14 protein-coding genes and 1 tRNA gene are annotated in these 18451 nt (G+C 42.7%); 5 read left to right on the forward strand and 10 right to left on the reverse strand.

Going from position 1 to position 18451, the window contains the following annotated elements:
• Positions 1 to 106: 106 nt before the first annotated feature.
• Entirely contained in the window at positions 107 to 1393 is a 1287-nt protein-coding gene (gene rhlB, locus PR809_RS10685; protein ID WP_166263931.1) for an ATP-dependent RNA helicase RhlB, read from the forward strand.
• A gap of 11 nt (positions 1394 to 1404) precedes the next feature.
• A complete protein-coding gene (gene gppA, locus PR809_RS10690; RefSeq protein ID WP_166263929.1) occupies positions 1405 to 2907 on the forward strand; it encodes a guanosine-5'-triphosphate,3'-diphosphate diphosphatase in 1503 nt (500 codons plus the stop codon).
• Positions 2908 to 2959: 52 nt separating this feature from the next.
• Here the strand turns inward: gppA and rep are convergent, their stop codons facing one another.
• Both rep and ilvC read right to left on the reverse strand, forming a co-directional pair.
• Complete coding sequence (gene rep, locus PR809_RS10695) at positions 2960 to 4984, reverse strand: DNA helicase Rep (RefSeq protein ID WP_102139862.1); 2025 nt, start codon at positions 4982 to 4984, stop codon at positions 2960 to 2962.
• A 243-nt stretch (positions 4985 to 5227) separates the two neighbouring features.
• Positions 5228 to 6700, reverse strand: a complete 1473-nt coding sequence (gene ilvC, locus PR809_RS10700; protein WP_206276152.1) for a ketol-acid reductoisomerase — start codon at positions 6698 to 6700, stop codon at positions 5228 to 5230.
• A gap of 173 nt (positions 6701 to 6873) precedes the next feature.
• Between ilvC and ilvY the strand changes: the two genes are divergently transcribed.
• Complete coding sequence (gene ilvY / locus PR809_RS10705; RefSeq protein WP_102139860.1) at positions 6874 to 7770, forward strand: HTH-type transcriptional activator IlvY; 897 nt, start codon at positions 6874 to 6876, stop codon at positions 7768 to 7770.
• Here the strand turns inward: ilvY and ilvA are convergent.
• The 6 genes from ilvA to ilvL form a co-directional block, all read right to left on the reverse strand.
• Positions 7762 to 9336 carry a threonine ammonia-lyase, biosynthetic gene (gene ilvA / locus PR809_RS10710; protein WP_102139859.1) on the reverse strand — a complete coding sequence of 525 codons (1575 nt, stop codon included), beginning with the start codon at positions 9334 to 9336 and terminating at the stop codon, positions 7762 to 7764. The two genes, ilvY and ilvA, sit on opposite strands and share 9 nt — an antisense overlap.
• Before the next feature lie 2 nt (positions 9337 to 9338).
• Positions 9339 to 11189 (reverse strand): dihydroxy-acid dehydratase, encoded by a 1851-nt coding sequence (gene ilvD / locus PR809_RS10715; protein WP_195697888.1) that lies wholly within the window; start codon positions 11187 to 11189, stop codon positions 9339 to 9341.
• A gap of 67 nt (positions 11190 to 11256) precedes the next feature.
• Positions 11257 to 12183, reverse strand: a complete 927-nt coding sequence (locus tag PR809_RS10720; protein WP_102139857.1) for a branched-chain amino acid transaminase — start codon at positions 12181 to 12183, stop codon at positions 11257 to 11259.
• Between the two features lie 11 nt (positions 12184 to 12194).
• Positions 12195 to 12464, reverse strand: a complete 270-nt coding sequence (ilvM, locus tag PR809_RS10725) for an acetolactate synthase 2 small subunit (RefSeq protein ID WP_206276153.1) — start codon at positions 12462 to 12464, stop codon at positions 12195 to 12197.
• Positions 12461 to 14107 carry an acetolactate synthase 2 catalytic subunit gene (ilvG, locus tag PR809_RS10730; RefSeq protein ID WP_102139855.1) on the reverse strand — a complete coding sequence of 549 codons (1647 nt, stop codon included), beginning with the start codon at positions 14105 to 14107 and terminating at the stop codon, positions 12461 to 12463. The genes ilvM and ilvG overlap by 4 nt, the downstream gene beginning before the upstream one ends.
• A 132-nt stretch (positions 14108 to 14239) precedes the next feature.
• A complete protein-coding gene (gene ilvL, locus PR809_RS10735) occupies positions 14240 to 14341 on the reverse strand; it encodes an ilv operon leader peptide (RefSeq protein ID WP_071524553.1) in 102 nt (33 codons plus the stop codon).
• A gap of 479 nt (positions 14342 to 14820) precedes the next feature.
• Here ilvL and PR809_RS10740 point away from each other — a divergent pair, with 479 nt between their 5' ends.
• Positions 14821 to 16347 (forward strand): YifB family Mg chelatase-like AAA ATPase, encoded by a 1527-nt coding sequence (locus tag PR809_RS10740; protein ID WP_102139854.1) that lies wholly within the window; start codon positions 14821 to 14823, stop codon positions 16345 to 16347.
• Positions 16348 to 16424: 77 nt separating this feature from the next.
• On the opposite strand, the gene PR809_RS10745 is transcribed toward PR809_RS10740, so the two are convergent.
• The gene (locus tag PR809_RS10745; protein ID WP_102139853.1) at positions 16425 to 16763 is read right to left on the reverse strand and encodes a DUF413 domain-containing protein; all 339 of its coding nucleotides are present in this window, start codon (positions 16761 to 16763) and stop codon (positions 16425 to 16427) included.
• A 112-nt stretch (positions 16764 to 16875) separates the two neighbouring features.
• Here PR809_RS10745 and hdfR point away from each other — a divergent pair, with 112 nt between their 5' ends.
• Positions 16876 to 17715, forward strand: coding sequence for an HTH-type transcriptional regulator HdfR (hdfR, locus tag PR809_RS10750; protein WP_166263917.1), 840 nt, complete (start codon positions 16876 to 16878; stop codon positions 17713 to 17715).
• 657 nt (positions 17716 to 18372) lie between these two features.
• Here hdfR and PR809_RS10755 read toward each other — a convergent pair.
• Positions 18373 to 18448 (reverse strand) — tRNA-Trp (locus tag PR809_RS10755).
• Positions 18449 to 18451 lie beyond the last annotated feature (3 nt).

The following is an 18451-nucleotide window of genomic DNA, read 5'->3' on the forward strand; positions in this document are numbered from 1 at the left end:
AGGGGTCATCTTTTGCAGACTTAGTGTAACATTATTGGCAGCAGTATGCTTTATTTCAAAAGATACACTTTCGTAAACCAACCGTTAACTGATATTCTAACATACTATGAGTAAAGCACACTTGACAGAAAAGAAGTTTTCCGACTTCGCATTGCACCCTAAAGTCATTGAAGCTCTAAATAAAAAAGGCTTCAATTTTTGCACGCCTATCCAGGCGTCCACCTTGCCTTTTACTGTCGAAGGCAAAGACGTGGCGGGTCAAGCGCAAACCGGTACAGGGAAAACGTTAGCTTTTTTAACGTCTACATTCCATTATTTATTAACTCACCCTGCGATTGAGGGTAAAAAAGCGAATCAGCCTCGTGCTCTCATTATGGCGCCGACACGCGAACTCGCTGTACAAATCTATTCAGATGCTAAAGAGCTCGCTGAGTACACTGGCCTGAAAATGGGCTTAGCATACGGTGGTGACGGCTATGATGAGCAACTGAAGGTTTTACAAAACGGTGTTGATATCCTTATTGGTACAACTGGCCGTTTAATCGACTACGCAAAACAAGGCCATGTCGACTTAAGTGCGATTCAAGTTGTGGTCCTCGATGAAGCCGACCGTATGTATGACCTTGGTTTCATTAAAGATATCCGCTGGATTTTCCGTCGCATGCCAGGTGCCGCAGACAGGCTTAACTTGCTGTTTTCTGCAACTTTATCTTACCGAGTAAGAGAATTAGCTTTCGAACAAATGAATAACCCTGAATATGTTGAGGTCGAACCTTTACAAAAAACAGGTCATCGTATTAAAGAAGAGTTATTTTACCCTTCTAATGAAGAGAAAATGCGCTTGCTCCAAACGCTACTTGAAGAAGAGTGGCCAGAGCGTTGTATTATTTTCGCCAATACCAAACACCGTTGTGATGATATTTGGGCGCATTTAGCTGCCGATGGTCATCGTGTAGGCTTGCTAACTGGCGATGTCGCACAGAAAAAACGACTGCGTATATTAGAGCAATTCACACAAGGCCATTTAGATATTTTAGTGGCAACTGATGTTGCTGCACGTGGTTTACATATTCCATCAGTAACTCATGTCTTTAACTACGACTTACCTGATGACTGTGAAGATTATGTACACCGTATTGGCCGTACTGGCCGTGCTGGCGAAAGCGGAAACTCAATTAGCTTAGCCTGTGAAGAATATGCACTTAACCTGCCAGCTATTGAAGAATATATCCAACACTCAATCCCTGTGAGTAAATATAACAGTGATGCATTATTGAGCGATTTACCTGCGCCAAAACGCCGTCATCGCCCACGTCCTGGAGGCCCTCGCCGTAATTCGAATTCGCAGCGTCGCCACAATGGCCCACGTAACAACCATAAACGTCCAGGCTGAGTAAAAACGATATGCTGAAATCTTCTTCTCTTTATGCCGCCATCGATTTAGGCTCAAACAGTTTTCATATGCTCGTTGTACGTGAGACTGCTGGCAGCATTCAGGTCATCTCTAGGGTTAAACGCAAAGTTCGTCTTGCAGCAGGGTTAGATAACAACAACCTGCTTTCTGAGCAAGCAATGGAGCGAGGCTGGCAATGCTTGCGCCTGTTTTCGGAACACTTACAAGATATTCCGAATACACAAATTCGTGTTGTCGCAACAGCGACTTTGCGTCTAGCTAAAAATGCCGATATTTTCATCGAAAAAGCCAGCCAAATTTTAGGAAACCCTGTTAAAGTCATTCAAGGGGAAGAAGAAGCTCGTTTGATTTATCAAGGTGTTGCACATACAACTGGCGGGCCAGATCAACGCTTAGTGGTTGATATTGGAGGGGGAAGCACTGAGCTAGTTACGGGTACAGGCGCAAAAGCAGAGCAACTCTACAGCCTTGAAATGGGGTGTGTAACTTGGCTTGAGCGCTACTTTGGCGATAGAAGTTTAACCGAAGAAAACTTCGCAGCGGCTCAAGCCGCTGCCCATAATGTCATCGCCCCTATTGCTGATGCACTAAAGACACATGGGTGGAAGATATGTGTTGGTGCATCCGGTACTGTACAAGCCATTCAGGAAATCATGATTGCCCAAGGCATGGATGAACTGATCACTCTTTCTAAATTACAACAGCTTAAGCGCAAAGCCATTCAATGCCAAAAACTTGAAGAGCTTGAAATTGACGGCTTAACCTTCGAACGCGCTCTGGTTTTTCCAAGCGGCTTGTCTATTTTGATTGCTATCTTTGAAGCATTAAACATTGATAACATGACACTGGCTGGCGGCGCACTTCGTGAAGGTCTTGTCTATGGTATGCTACAGCTTCCTATTGAGCAGGATATTCGCGCTCGTACCGTTCGCAATATTCAACGGCGCTTCCAAGTCGATATCGAACAAGCTGGCCGAGTTCGTCAACTTGCAGAATATTTTTACTTGCAAGTCGCGAAAGATTGGGGCTTAGATACTCGCTGTCGTGATTTACTATCAAGTGCATGCGCCTTACATGAAATCGGCTTGAGTGTTGATTTCCGTAAAGGCCCCGAGCACGCTAGCTACCTCATAACACACCTTGATTTACCTGGCTTCACTCCAGCTCAAAAACGGTTACTTGCTGCATTATTGATAAACCAGCAAGGCCCTGTTGATTTAACGCCATTAAGCCAACAAAATGCGTTACCCATGCAGCATGCATATGATTTATGTCGTTTACTTCGTCTCGCCATTATTTTTGCGAGCCGTAGACGGGATGATACCTTGCCTGCTCTTAGGCTTAATGTGAATGCACAAATATTAACCATTACATTGCCCTATCGTTGGTTATCTTCTCACCCTCTACGAGCTGAAAATTTACAGCAAGAAGTCCAATGGCAGGGCTATGTAAATTGGGTTTTAGAGTTGGAAGAACGTAATAGTTCAAATTGATAATATTTTCCACACTAGGCCGACTCTAGTGTGGAAATTCAATTAGTTACCGTTACTCGCTTTTTTTATTTAACCCTAAACGGGCTTTAATATCAGCTAATGCTGATTGCCCTTTCTGCATACGCTCCTGCGCACTAACCACTTTACGCTCCTGCTCCCATTGCAAATCATCTTGAGGTAATTCAAGAAGAAAACGGCTTAATTCAGGGCGGATTAATTCACCATATTGGCGGCGCTCACGGCAATGAGAAAAAAACAGCTCTCTTTGTGCCCGCGTAATTCCCACATAGGCTAAACGGCGTTCTTCATCAATATTGTTTTCATCAATACTACTTTGGTGTGGCAATAGCCCCTCTTCCATACCAACCAAAAAAACATAAGGGAATTCAAGACCTTTAGAGGCATGCAACGTCATGAGTTGAACTTGGTCTGATTCTTCATCATCCTCACCACGCTCCATCATATCGCGCAGCGTAAAGCGGGTAACCACTTGGCTCAATGTCATTGGGTCATTGAGCTCATCACCTTCCACCATTTCACTCATCCATGTGAACAATTGGTTGACGTTTTTCATTCGCATTTCAGCCGCTTTAGTACTGGTCGACGTTTCATATAACCAGCTTTCATAATCCATTTCGCGCAGCAAATCACGCACCGCAATTAAAGGTTCACGTTCCGACGTTCGAACAATACTGTCCATCCAATGAGTGAAACGCTGTAATGCTTCTAATCCTTTGCCTTTTAAGCTTTGTTCAAGCCCTAGATCAAAACTGGCTTGATACAAGCTTTTGCCCCGCTGGTTTGCCCATTCCCCCAATTTTTGGATAGTTTTGGGGCCAATCTCTCGACGTGGAGTATTGACGATACGTAAAAAAGCACTGTCATCTTCAGGGTTCGTCAATACTCGCAAATAAGCTAATAAGTCTTTGATTTCAGGGCGAGAGAAAAACGAAGTCCCCCCCGAAATACGATACGGAATGCGGTTTTGCATCAACATTTTTTCAAAAATACGCGATTGATGGTTACCGCGATACAAAATGGCGTAATCTTTATATTCCGTCTTATTAATAAAGTGGTGTGCAATAAGCTCCCCAATCACTCTTTCGGCTTCGTGATCTTCATTATTTGCGGTAAGAACCCGAATTGGCGCACCATACCCCAGCTCTGAAAATAGTTTTTTTTCAAATACATGAGGGTTATTGGCAATTAAAATATTCGCAGCCTTTAAAATTCGTTCGGATGAACGGTAATTTTGCTCAAGCTTAATAACATTTAACTTAGGGAAGTCCTGATTCAATAAAACTAAATTTTGCGGCCTTGCTCCACGCCATGAATAGATTGACTGGTCGTCATCACCCACAACCGTAAACCTTGCCCGCTGCCCCACAAGCAATTTAACCAACTGATACTGACTCGTATTGGTATCTTGGTACTCATCCACCAGCAAGTAACGAATTTTTTGCTGCCAGCGCTCGCGAACTTCTTCATTCTGATATAACAACATGGTAGGTTTGCTGATTAAATCATCAAAATCCAACACATTGCAACTTTTCAGATGAAGTTCATAGCGACGATAACACTCGGCAAAGTGATGCTCTTTTTCACTCCGTGCTTGGCCTATAACCTGTTGTGGCGAGATAAGATCATTTTTCCAATTTGAGATCGCTGAGATCAATTCCTTGAGTAAGTCTTTATCTTCTTCTAGCAAGTCAAAAGTGAGCTCTTTCAACAATGCCATCTGGTCTTGGTCGTCAAATAGCGAAAAGTTGGCTTTAATACCCAGCGCTTTATATTCACGCTTAATAATTTCCAACCCTAATGTATGGAAGGTGGATATGATCAAACCACGCGCTTCTTTCTTACCCAAGGTTTGTGCCACGCGTTCTTTCATTTCCCGCGCTGCTTTATTGGTGAAAGTCACCGCTGCAATTTGCCTAGGCTGATAACCACATTGGCGAATTAAATGCGCAATTTTATTGGTAATAACACGTGTTTTGCCTGACCCCGCTCCCGCCAATACAAGGCACGGGCCATCGACAAATTCAACTGCCTGCTGTTGGCTTGGGTTTAATCGCATGGCTTCTCTACATCACTCAGTTATTCAAAAAGGAATTCGCTACAGATTGTAGCAGAAACCGAGCCAACTCTTGAGCAACGATCTTCTCTATTTATAAAAAACAAAAAACCACATCATTCATCAGAAAGATGTGGTTTTGTTCTTTTTCTTTTATACCATCAATCCATTTTTCTAAACTATTCGCGTTAGAGGAAGGTAACAGAGTGTAGCCAACGCACCTATCACGCGAAGAGTGACGAAAAATTAGCCGACCGCAATCTTCTTCATATCCGTCATATAACCCCGTAAAGTCTTACCGATCTTCTCAATCGGATGATTACGGATAGCTTCGTTGATATCACGTAACTGCGCGTTATCAGTACCATTATCTGCAACTGGTTTCGCTAAATCCCCTGCTTGTAATTTCGTCATGAAATCCTTCAGCATTGGTACAACTGCGAATGAAAACAGATAGTTACCATATTCTGCAGTATCAGAGATAACCACGTTCATTTCATATAAACGTTTACGAGCAATAGTGTTCGCAATCAGTGGTAACTCATGCAGTGACTCATAGTAAGCCGATTCTTCTAAGATACCCGCTTCTAACATCGTATCGAACGCTAACTCAACGCCTGCTTTAACCATAGCAACTAACAGAACACCGTGGTCGAAGTACTCTTGTTCCGCAATTTTCCCGTTATATTCAGGGTAATTTTCAAATGCTGTTTTGCCTGTCTCTTCACGCCATGTCAGCAAGTTTTTATCATCATTTGCCCAGTCTGCCATCATTGTTGCAGAAAATTCGCCTGAAATGATGTCATCCATATGTTTGTGGAACAATGGCGCCATGATAGTTTTCAGTTGCTCAGATAACGCATAAGCACGCACTTTCGCAGGGTTAGATAAGCGATCCATCATCAGCGTGATACCGCCTTGTTTCAGCGCTTCAGTGATAGTTTCCCAACCAAACTGAATTAATTTACCTGCGTAGCCTGGCTCAACACCGTCTGCGACCATTTTGTCGTAGCTCAGTAATGCACCCGCTTGCAACATACCACACAGAATCGTTTGCTCACCCATCAGGTCAGACTTAACTTCTGCAACAAATGAGGATTCCAGAACACCTGCACGGTGACCGCCAGTCGCTGCCGCCCACGCTTTAGCAATCGCCATACCCTCACCTTTCGGGTCATTTTCTGGGTGTACTGCAATCAGCGTTGGAACACCAAAACCACGCTTGTATTCTTCACGTACTTCAGTACCTGGACATTTTGGAGCAACCATCACAACAGTAATGTCTTTACGGATTTCTTCGCCAACTTCAACAATGTTGAAGCCATGTGAATAACCCAGTGCTGCGCCTTGTTTCATCATAGGCTGAACAGCACGAACAACGGCTGAATGCTGTTTGTCTGGCGTTAAGTTAACAACCAAATCAGCAGTAGGGATCAATTCTTTATAAGTCCCAACTTTGAAACCATTTTCTGTCGCTTTGCGCCATGAAGCACGTTTCTCTGCAATTGCTTCATCACGTAATGCATAAGCAATATCTAAACCTGAGTCACGCATATTCAGGCCTTGGTTCAGACCTTGTGCTCCACAACCGACGATGACGATTTTTTTACCTTTCAGAAAGCCCGCTTCATCCGCAAATTCTTCGCGCTGCATAAAACGGCACTTACCTAATTGAGCTAACTGCTCACGTAAATTCAATGTGTTAAAATAATTCGCCATTGTCATACTCCATTGTTCTGTTGTGTTCGTTATGTCCGGCAGTCTGCCTGTCGCTCATTTTTGAGCGTTTATGGATTTACTATATGCGATGTTTCGCATTGCTTAAATTGATATATTAACAATACAATGTTGCAATATCTGCAACGTCATTAATTATGTTATTAGAGGGCAAAATGGACATTCGCGATCTCAAGCTTTTTTTGCATTTAGCACAAAGTTGCCACTTCGGGCGCACATCTAAAGCGATGCATGTCAGCCCTTCCACATTGTCTAGACAAATACAACGCCTCGAAGAACAGCTGGGTCACCCACTATTTGTGCGCGATAACCGCTCAGTCAAATTGACCCAAGCAGGGGAGCATCTTAAGCAATTTGCCCAACAAACATTATTGCAATATCAACAACTGCAACATGCTCTCAACCAGCAAAGCCCATCGCTCAGTGGAGAACTGCACCTTTTCTGTTCTGTTACGGCAGCCTATAGTCATTTACCCGAAGTGTTAGATAAATTCCGTGCGCTGCACCCATTAGTTGAAATTAAGCTCACGACAGGGGACGCAGCTGATGCCGTTGAAAAAGTGGAAACTCATGAGGCTGACCTTGGTATCGCAGGCAAACCCGAGCGCTTACCTGATAACGTCCGTTTTGCAAAAATCGGCGAAATCCCTCTCGTTTTGATTGCTCCATCACTACCCTGTGCAGTACGAAGTATGGTAACAGAGGCTGAACCTGATTGGTCTACCGTCCCCTTCATCCTGCCTGAGCATGGCCCATCACGTAAACGTATCGAACTTTGGTTCCGTCGCCATAATATCAATAACCCCGTCATTTATGCGACGGTATCGGGCCATGAGGCTATTGTGTCAATGGTGGCTTTGGGATGTGGCATTGCCTTGATCCCCAGCGTGGTCGTTGATAACAGCCCAGAGCCCGTACGTAGCCGTATTTCACAGCTCGATAATATTTCAATGGTTGAACCTTTTGAACTCGGCGTTTGCCTATTAAGCAAACGCCTGAGTGAACCATTAATTAAAGCGTTCTGGGAGTTACTCCCGGACAACTCAGTCTAAGGTTCTTTGGTTATCTTGTGGCGCTAAGAAAAAACGGAAAGACGGGTTTCCTGTTTCATCATGATATTCATAACCTAGCGCATCAAGATGCCTATCAAAACGTACTTCTGGCCCGGCCAGTTCAAATGCCGCCAGCACTCGTCCATAATCCGTACCATGGCTGCGATAATGAAATAACGTAATATTCCAATGAGTCCCAAGAGTCTCTAAGAATCTCAGTAATGCACCTGGAGACTCTGGAAATTCAAAGCTATACAATCTTTCATCTAATGGCTTTGATGGGCGGCCACCAATCATGTAACGCACATGGAGTTTGGCCATTTCATCATCAGATAAATCATCGACTTCATAGCCGTTACTTTTGAGCTCTTGGATAATCTCCGAGCGCTCGCCATCACGGCCACTTAAACGCACCCCAACAAAAATACAAGCACGATCAGGATCGGCATCCGTATATCGATAGTTAAACTCCGTAATTGCTCGATGACCTAATAACTGGCAAAAGCGTAAAAAACTCCCTTTTTGCTCAGGAATGGTCACTGCCAGCAAGGCTTCTCGTTGTTCACCAATTTCACAGCGCTCAGAAACATAACGCAGCCCGTGGAAATTCATATTCGCACCGGACAAAATATGTGCTAAACGTTCGCCTTTGATGTTGTGCTGCTGTACATATTTTTTCAATCCGGCCAGTGCCAAAGCGCCTGAAGGTTCTGCTATCGCGCGAACATCTTCAAAAATATCTTTCAGTGCTGCACAAATGGAATCGCTATCAACAGTAATAACATCATCAACATATTGCTGGCACAACCTGAAGGTTTCGTCTCCGATGCGTTTTACTGCTACACCTTCTGCAAATAAGCCAACACGCGGTAAATCAACAGGGTGTCCCGCCTCTAATGCCGCTTTTAAACAAGCAGCGTCTTCCGACTCTACACCAATGATTTTAATTTCAGGCATTAATTGCTTGATAATCACAGCGACGCCCGCAATTAACCCACCGCCACCTACTGGGATAAAAATTCGGTCTAAATGAACATCTTGTTGCAATAGTTCAAGTGCTATCGTGGCTTGGCCTGCAATGACTGAAGGGTGGTCAAAAGGTGGAACGAAAGTGTAACCATCCTCTTCTGCCATTGCAATGGCTTTCGCTTTCGCTTCATCAAAATTGGCACCATGTAAAATAGCTTCGCCACCGAAACTACGTACGGCATCCACTTTGATATCCGCTGTCGCAACTGGCATGACGATTTTTGCTTTCACACCCACACGATTTGCCGATAACGCAACGCCTTGAGCGTGATTCCCAGCAGAAGCGGTCACCACACCTTTGCTTTTTTGCTCTTCAGTTAAACTCGCAATCATGGCGTAAGCACCACGGAGCTTAAAGCTATGTACTGGCTGCCTATCTTCGCGCTTGACTAAAATGGTATTGCCCAAGCGTGAAGATATTTTATCCATCTGTTGAAGAGGCGTTACTTGTGCAGCTTCATAAACCGGCGCACTCAGCGCCGCTTTTAAGTAATCTGCTCCGGTTGGGGCAACCGGTAATGGTTTTGCTGCCGCCACAATTAGCCCCCTAATTTCGACTTGTCACGAACAGCACCTTTGTCTGCGCTCGTCGCCAAAGAAGCGTAAGCACGCAGAGCAAAAGAAACCTCACGCTGACGATTACGCGGAGTATAAGCTTTATCACCTCGAGCCAATTCAGCTTCACGACGTTGATTCAATTCGCTTTCACTAACATCCAGCGCAATCGTTCTTTTTGGAATATCAATATCAATAATATCGCCATCTTGAACTAATGCTAATAAGCCACCACTCGCGGCTTCTGGCGAAATATGGCCGATAGAAAGCCCAGAGCTACCACCTGAAAAGCGGCCATCCGTTATCAATGCACAGCTTTTGCCTAACCCCATTGATTTCAGATATGAGGTTGGATACAGCATTTCTTGCATGCCTGGGCCACCTTTAGGCCCTTCATAGCGAATAACAACCACATCACCTTCAACAACTTTTCCACCGAGGATCGACTCAACGGCATCATCTTGGCTTTCAAACACTTTGGCTGGGCCACGGAATGTTAAGCTACCTTCATCAACCCCTGCTGTTTTAACAATACAGCCATCCTCTGCAATATTTCCAGACAGGACAGCAAGGCCCCCATCCAAACTATACGCATGCTCAATACTACGGATACACCCATTTTCACGGTCAGTATCCAATGACGGCCAACGGCAATTCTGCGAAAAAGCTTTTGTCGTGCGGATCCCGGCAGGGCCTGCGGAAAACATCGATTTGACAGACTCGTCCTTTGTTAACATCACATCATATTGCGCTAGTGTTTCTTGGAAGCTAAGGCCTAAAATATTAGTCACATTTTCTTGCAGCAAACCTGCACGGCTCAGCTCACCTAAAATACCGATAACACCACCAGCACGGTGAACATCTTCCATATGGTATTTTTGCGTACTCGGTGCAACCTTACAGAGGTGTGGAACTTTACGTGATAAGCGGTCGATATCATCCATGGTGAAATCGATCTCTGCTTCCTGAGCGGCTGCCAGTAAGTGCAGGACGGTGTTAGTTGAACCACCCATGGCAATATCCAACGTCATCGCATTTTCAAATGCGGATTTATTAGCAATATTACGTGGTAACGCACTGTCATCATCTTGTTCGTAATAGCGTTTGGTTAATTCAACAATGCGCTTACCTGCATTAATAAATAACGTTTCGCGATCTGCGTGAGTCGCCAACAATGAGCCATTTCCTGGCTGAGATAACCCAAGCGCCTCAGTTAAGCAGTTCATTGAGTTTGCAGTAAACATTCCTGAGCAAGAACCACACGTTGGGCATGCTGAACGTTCTATTTGCTCGCTATCTGCATCGCTCACATTTGGGTTCGCTCCTTGGATCATGGCATCAACCAAATCGAGCTTGATAATTTGGTCTGAAAGCTTGGTTTTACCCGCTTCCATCGGGCCACCCGAAACAAAAATAACTGGAATATTGAGGCGCAATGACGCCATCAACATGCCTGGGGTGATCTTATCGCAGTTTGAAATACATACCATGGCATCCGCACAGTGTGCATTCACCATATATTCAACCGAGTCTGCAATTAATTCACGAGAAGGTAAGGAATACAGCATTCCGCCATGTCCCATGGCAATCCCATCGTCAACTGCGATTGTATTAAACTCTTTCGCAACACCACCTGCATTTTCAATTTGCTCTGCAACTAATTTGCCTAAATCACGTAGATGTACGTGACCAGGAACAAACTGTGTGAATGAGTTAACAACAGCAATAATGGGCTTTCCAAAATCAGCATCGGTCATGCCTGTTGCACGCCATAATGCACGAGCCCCAGCCATATTACGACCATGAGTTGTTGTTGCTGAACGGTACTTAGGCATATCTTTAACTCCCGTGTTTAAAACAGGCGGGGAACGTCCGCCTGTAACATCTATTTCAATTTAATTATTAAGGGTTTACTGGATCTAACCAGCCCCATTTATCTTCTGTTGTGCCATCAAATAAGCCAAAGAATGCTTGCTGAATTTTCTTGGTTACTGGGCCACAACGACCAATGCCGACTTGGATACCATCAACGCTACGTACTGGCGTAATTTCGGCAGCTGTGCCTGTCATAAAGACTTCATCAGCAAGATAGAGAGATTCGCGTGATAGTGTTTGCTCACGAACTTCAATACCCATATCTTTTGCTAAGGTTAAAATTGCATCGCGTGTAATACCTGGTAATGCAGATGATGTGAAAGGAGGCGTATACAGGATGCCATCTTTCACCTCAAAAATATTTTCCCCTGCGCCTTCTGAAAGATACCCATGAACATCTAGTGCAATCCCTTCTTGGTAACCATGGCGACGCGCTTCACTACCAACCAGTAATGAAGACAGGTAGTTACCACCTGCTTTTGCCCCTGTAGGAATGGTGTTTGGTGCAACACGATTCCAAGAAGACACCATCGCATCAATGCCTTGGTCTAACGCTTCTTCACCTAAATAAGCACCCCATGGGAACGCAGCTAAAATCACATCGGTGTTATAACCGTCTGGTGGGTTAACACCCATACCAACATCACCAATAAATACTAATGGGCGAATATATGCACTGACTAAGTTATTTTTACGCAGAGTTGCACGACATGCTTCCATTAACTCTTCCACACTGTAGCTGACAGGCATACGGTAAATTTTCGCTGAATCATGCAAACGTTGCATATGCTCACGGTGGCGGAAGACCACGGGACCTTTGTGTGAGTCATAACAACGGACGCCTTCAAACACTGATGTACCATAGTGCAGAGCATGAGACATAACATGAACCTTTGCATCAGCCCATGGCGTCATTTCACCGTTAAACCAAATAAAGTCAGCTTTCTTAGTCATTTGTATATTCCTTACATTGCACTTTGTGTGCGTAATAGTCGTGATTCTTGTTGTCGTACTTCAACTTCTGTAATGTCTGAAAGCTTGGTTAACTGTGCACAAAGCTGGATTAATGGCCTTTGACTACTTACAGTAAGTTCAATATTAACATTGTCGCCGTCTGTCGATTGCCCCATATTCATGGCATTAATACGAAATCCACGATGGCGAGTGACCCTTAATATACGCTCTAAAACCTCAGGACGGAAACGGGCCAATATCGAGATTTGATGTTGCATCATAATGGTTTCTCCATCATTTTTTCATTACTAGCCCCAGGTGGAACCAACGGCCAGACATTTTCTAATTCATTAATTGATACCTGTAATAAATAGGCACCTTCGCTATTAAGTAATTCATCTAATGCAGAGTTAACTTCCGACTTGTCCGTGATCCGTTGGCCTTTGATACCAAACGCACTGGCTAATGCCACAAAATCAGGGTTATCTGTTAAAATTGTTTCGCTATAGCGCTGTTCAAAAAACAGTTCTTGCCACTGACGGACCATGCCTAATCGTTGGTTATCGATCAAAAGGATTTTTACAGGAAGTTGCTTACGTTTGATGGTTCCCAGCTCTTGGACATTCATCATAAATGAGCCATCCCCAGAGACACAGACAACGGTATCTTCAGGCCTAGCAACCTGTGCACCAATTGCCGCAGGGATACCAAACCCCATGGTTCCAAGCCCGCTTGAAGTTAAGAAGTTTTCAGGCGCATCAACGGTGATATGTTGCGCTGACCACATTTGGTGTTGCCCTACATCAGTGGTAACAACCGTATTTGGCTTCATTTTATCCGACAGCTGTTTCAGTAATAATGGCGCATAAATAGGCTCACCAGGATGGTCATAACGCCAACCGAATTCTTTTTTAAGTTGCTGAACTTCCTGCTGCCAAAGCGCAATTGATTTTTTAAGCATTAATTCAGGCAGTAATACCTTTGCATCACCATGCAGCGCAACATGAGTTTGACGCAATTTATCCAGTTCTACGTGATCTATATCGATATGAATCACTTTGGCGTTCGGTGCAAAAGTATTTAACTTACCTGTTACCCTATCATCAAAACGAGCACCAACAGCGATGAGTAGGTCACAACGTTGTACTGAGATATTGGCTGCCTTAGTGCCATGCATCCCTAACATACCTAAATAGTTTTCATCTAAAGGACTCACAGCACCAAGACCTTTTAATGTTGCAACTGAAGGAATGCCTGTAAACTCAATAAATTCACGCAATTCTGTAACCGCACCAGACATTCCAACACCACCGCCAACATACAACATAGGCTTTTCTGATTGTTCTAATAACATTCTAGCTTGTTGAATTTCAGATAAAGGCGAGGTAACTTCCTGCTCTACTGGCATTAAAAACGGAGACAGCTCAGCTTGTTGTAGCTGAATATCTTTCGGAATATCAATCAGTACAGGGCCAGGACGCCCACTATTTGCGATTGCGAAAGCCTCAGCAAGAATGCGAGGTAAATCTTCGATATCTTCAACTAAAAAGCTATGTTTAGTACAAGCTAAAGACAACCCTAAGACATCGATTTCCTGAAAGGCATCGGTTCCGATAAACTCAGAGGCGACTTGCCCGGTAATCGCGACAACAGGGACGGAGTCTAATAATGCGTCAGCTAATCCCGTGATAACATTTGTTGCACCAGGGCCAGATGTTGCGATACATACCCCTGTTTTTCCTGTTGAACGTGCATAGCCAATCGCAGCGATTACAGCACCTTGCTCATGTCGACACAACAAATGCTCAACTCCACCATCATACAATGCATCATAAACTGGCATTATTGCGCCACCAGGATAACCAAATACGGTATCAACCCCCTGTGCTCGCAATGCTTGAACTAACCATTGTGCTCCGTTCATGCTTTATCTCCTGTCCATCTACTTTATCTATTTGTATTTGTTATGTTTTATTTTGTGTGTTTGCATTAATCAACATTTATGTCAAAAAAAACCCCGCGCCTTTCGGTGCGGGGTTCTCGTAAGATCTGGCTGTTATTTTAGCCTTCGTCGTCCAAGTGCAGCCCCGCACGGTGGGATAATAATCACCACCACGCTAATAATAATTAGGCTAACTGCTTGGATAAATGCGTTCATGTATTTTACTTTTTCAATATTCTTAATTATCTATTATTTAGAGTTATCATTTTAAAATTGTTTTGACAACTTTTATTTAATTTATTTATTTTCAAAACATTAAATCACTTAAAAATCACATACCTATGAGATAATTAGCATTATAAACTACTTAAACACCCATTCATCAGTAATATTCAACAAAATACCCAGCATGATCAGCTATATCATCCATAACAATCATCTAGCGCCATTAAAACTCACACAGAGAAATTAATTATTTTTTCTTACTGATTTCCAAGCTCAGAATAGTCTCCATGCTTTATAACATCCTCACAACCCCAATTATAACAAGACTTCGAAGCTGCTCGCAGTAAATTGAAACAGTCCAGTAACTAAGTAATTAAATTGTCGAGCAGCTTCGCAAACATATTATCTACCCAAGATAAGTAAACTTACTTTCAGCAGAATATTACTCTGTAAATGATATTGGAGGGCTTATGACATTAGCGATTGTTTACACTAGAGCATCAATTGGGTTAGAAGCACCTCTTGTTACTGTTGAAGCACATATTAGTAATGGGCTTCCAGGTTTAACACTTGTTGGGCTACCAGAAACAGCAGTAAAAGAAGCAAGAGATAGAGTTCGAAGCGCTCTACTAAACAGTGGATTTGAATATCCAGCTAAAAAAATGACGGTTAATTTAGCGCCAGCCGATTTACCAAAAGAAAGCGGTCGGTATGACCTCGCAATTGCGATAGCCATACTCGCATCATCAGGCCAACTCCCCCACGAGCCATTAAGACAGTATGAATTTTTAGGCGAACTCGCTTTGTCTGGCGATGTTCGTTATGTCAATAGCGCTATTCCTGCAGCTCAATCAGCATTAAAACAACAGCGTTCTTTGATACTATCCATGGAGAATCAACACCAATTAGGTTTGCTCCCAAATAATAGCGTTTATTTCGCGACATCCTTATTAGAGCTTTGTCATTTTTTACATAACAAACATACATTACTTTGTAATCAACAAATTCATCAACCGCCTATCTCAATCAAGCAAGAGAGTGATATTAACGATATTATCGGCCAAGAACATGGGAAACGGGCATTAGAAATTTGTGCTGCTGGTGGGCATAATTTACTCTTACTGGGTCCTCCGGGAACAGGAAAAACGATGTTAGCAAGCCGGCTAATGACTTTACTTCCCCCTTTAACCCCTCAGGAAGCATTAGAAGTGGCTTCATTGCATAGTTTGAGTGAAAACACAAAAGAAGATATGAACTGGCCAATAAGGCCTTTTAGAGCGCCTCATCATAGCGCATCAATTGCGGCTTTAATTGGGGGAGGCTCGCTTCCCAAACCTGGCGAAATTTCACTTGCGCATCATGGTGTGTTATTTTTAGATGAATTACCAGAATTTAGCCGTTCAGTACTTGATTCTTTACGAGAACCATTAGAATCTAGAAAAATTAGCATTTCTCGAGCAAAAGCAAAAGTTTGCTATCCTGCAAGCTTCCAGCTGATCGCAGCCTTAAATCCTAGTCCAACAGGGCACTACCAAGGAGAAATGAGCCGTTCAGTCCCTTCTCGTATCCTACGTTACCTTTCACGCATATCAGGGCCTTTTATTGATCGATTTGACCTCTCAATAGAAATTCCATTGTTGCCTCTCGGCTCATTGAGTAATCAAACAAATCAAGGTGAAACAAGTGAACACGTTAGACAAAGAGTCATCGAAGCTAGAAATAGACAACTTAGGCGAGCTGGAAAAATTAATAGTTTACTAACGCCAAGAGAAACCACACAATTTTGCCTACTAACAACAAAAGATGCGTTATTCTTAGAACATGCATTAAATAAGTTAGGTCTTTCCATCCGAGCCTGGCATAGAATTTTAAGGGTTGCTAGAACAATAGCCGACCTTAATGCCGCAGAAACTATTGAGCGTTCCGATTTATTAGAAGCGCTGGGGTATCGAGCGATGGATAAGTTATTGCTTCATTTGCAAAAACAAGTAAGCTGAGAAGGGTGGACAGACAAGTACTTATTATCTCGTAAAAATAAAGGGACCGGAGTCCCTCTTATCATACGACGACGATATTAATCATCTGTATCAGTGTAGTCTTCCGATGGGTCTATCTGCGGTTTACCGCCAGATAAAGTATGGAAGCGTTTAGGGCGGTTAATACGGCTAGAATATTTTACCCAAACTTTTTCTTCTGGGGTAGCTGGTTCACGTTCACCACGGCATACAGCGACGAAAAGTTTTTCTTCTTCTGTCTGCGGTGCTCGTTTACCTGCATCAAGCTCATTAAAAGCTTGGCCGAGACGTTCTAGCAACTGAGCTTCTTTGATGGTGAAATCACCATGACGAGAAAAGCCACGTGGGTAATGTTTATTATCAAAAAAACGATTAGTCGTGATGAAGCTATCTGCCATCTGACACACTCCTAACTTATTACAGTCAAACTCTATATGGCGCGGAGTATTAGACAGCATTGACAATCTGTAAAACAAAACATTTAAATCATCACGACAAAAATAATTGGAGATGCGTGTGGACAGCGAGTTATTGAGAACTTTTTTAGAGGTTAGTAAAACTAGGCACTTTGGTAGAGCCGCAGAATCACTCTATTTAACGCAATCAGCGGTTAGCTTCCGTATTAGGCAATTAGAAACACAACTAGGTACAAGCCTATTTACGAGACATAGAAATAATATCCGGTTAACCGCTGCCGGTGAAAGGCTTGTTCCATATGCTGAATCACTAATGAATACCTGGTTGCAAGCTAAAAAAGAGATATCTCATGCCTCACAACACACAGAACTTTCTATTGGTGCAACCGCTTCACTTTGGGAAGGCTATCTAACTGACTGGGCAGAAGAACTTTATAATCAACATGATGAACTACGACTCGAAGCTAGAGTTTCAACGCGTCAGTCCCTCGTTAAGCAATTACATTCTAGAGAATTAGATTTATTAATTGCAACTGAGCCACCCAAAATGGATGAGTTTGAAAGCACAATCATCGGTACTATTGACTTACAACTTATGGCTTCCCAAAAAAATATTGCACTCACAAAATATAATTTTATAAAGCTTGAATGGGGGGCTGATTTTCATCCAAAAAATGAACCAGCACTAACTCAAGATGATACACCCGTAATGATCACTACCTCAGCCCATATTACCCGTCAATTACTTCCTGTATCGCTTTCAGCGGCATTTTTGCCTGCACATTGGGCATATCAATACCCAGGCTTAAAAACGCTCTCAGAAACCTCAATAAGCAAACCCTTGTATGCTGTCTGGCTCCAAAAAAATGATCAACAAGCTCTTATCAATCAATTGATTAAGACGCCAATAAAAAATGCGCCTTTAAGTGAATAATCATAGCCACCCTCATAACGGGTGGTTTGGCATATCTTTATACTAGTGAAAGACTCATAACCCTCACCTATAATTGAACGAATATTATTAAAAGCTAATTTTTGTCTGAGTTTTAGCAAAAGGCGAGATAATATTTACATAGCCACTTTGTATGCTCTGAGCTTTATTCTTTAATTCCTATAAACATCTTTTCATACTTAGCTTACGAATATTAACCTAAGCATCAACCTCTGACATGAAGGTCCTATTATTGAATTAATAGTCTGATTTATAAATAGAATTTAATAACCTCATGTTTAATGACGCTAACGCAACTTAATATAATAAAAAAAATGAATAAGTAAATTATATGCCGCTATTAAATAGTCTTAACTAATATTTTCTTTTATATATCAATAAGTATATCAATCACGAAGAACTCATCGGCATTTATTTTTATAAAACAATAATACAACAATATATTACTTCTTTAGCAAAGTGATTTTTTGAAATTAGTGAAAGTTAATATAGTATGTGGGGGAAAAAAGTGAATTAAAGATTAACTGAAGGGGGTTAAGAAAATAACTCTATATTTACAATTGTACGGATAAAGAAAAACCCGATTAAGCTAATCGGGTTATCAATAGATACTTCTTTTATTATTACTTAATTGGTAACTGGCAGGGGCGGAGAGACTCGAACTCCCAACACCCGGTTTTGGAGACCGGTGCTCTACCAATTGAACTACGCCCCTAAA

Source organism: Providencia sp. PROV201 (genome assembly GCF_028479545.1).
GTDB classification, from domain to species: domain Bacteria; phylum Pseudomonadota; class Gammaproteobacteria; order Enterobacterales; family Enterobacteriaceae; genus Providencia; species Providencia huaxiensis.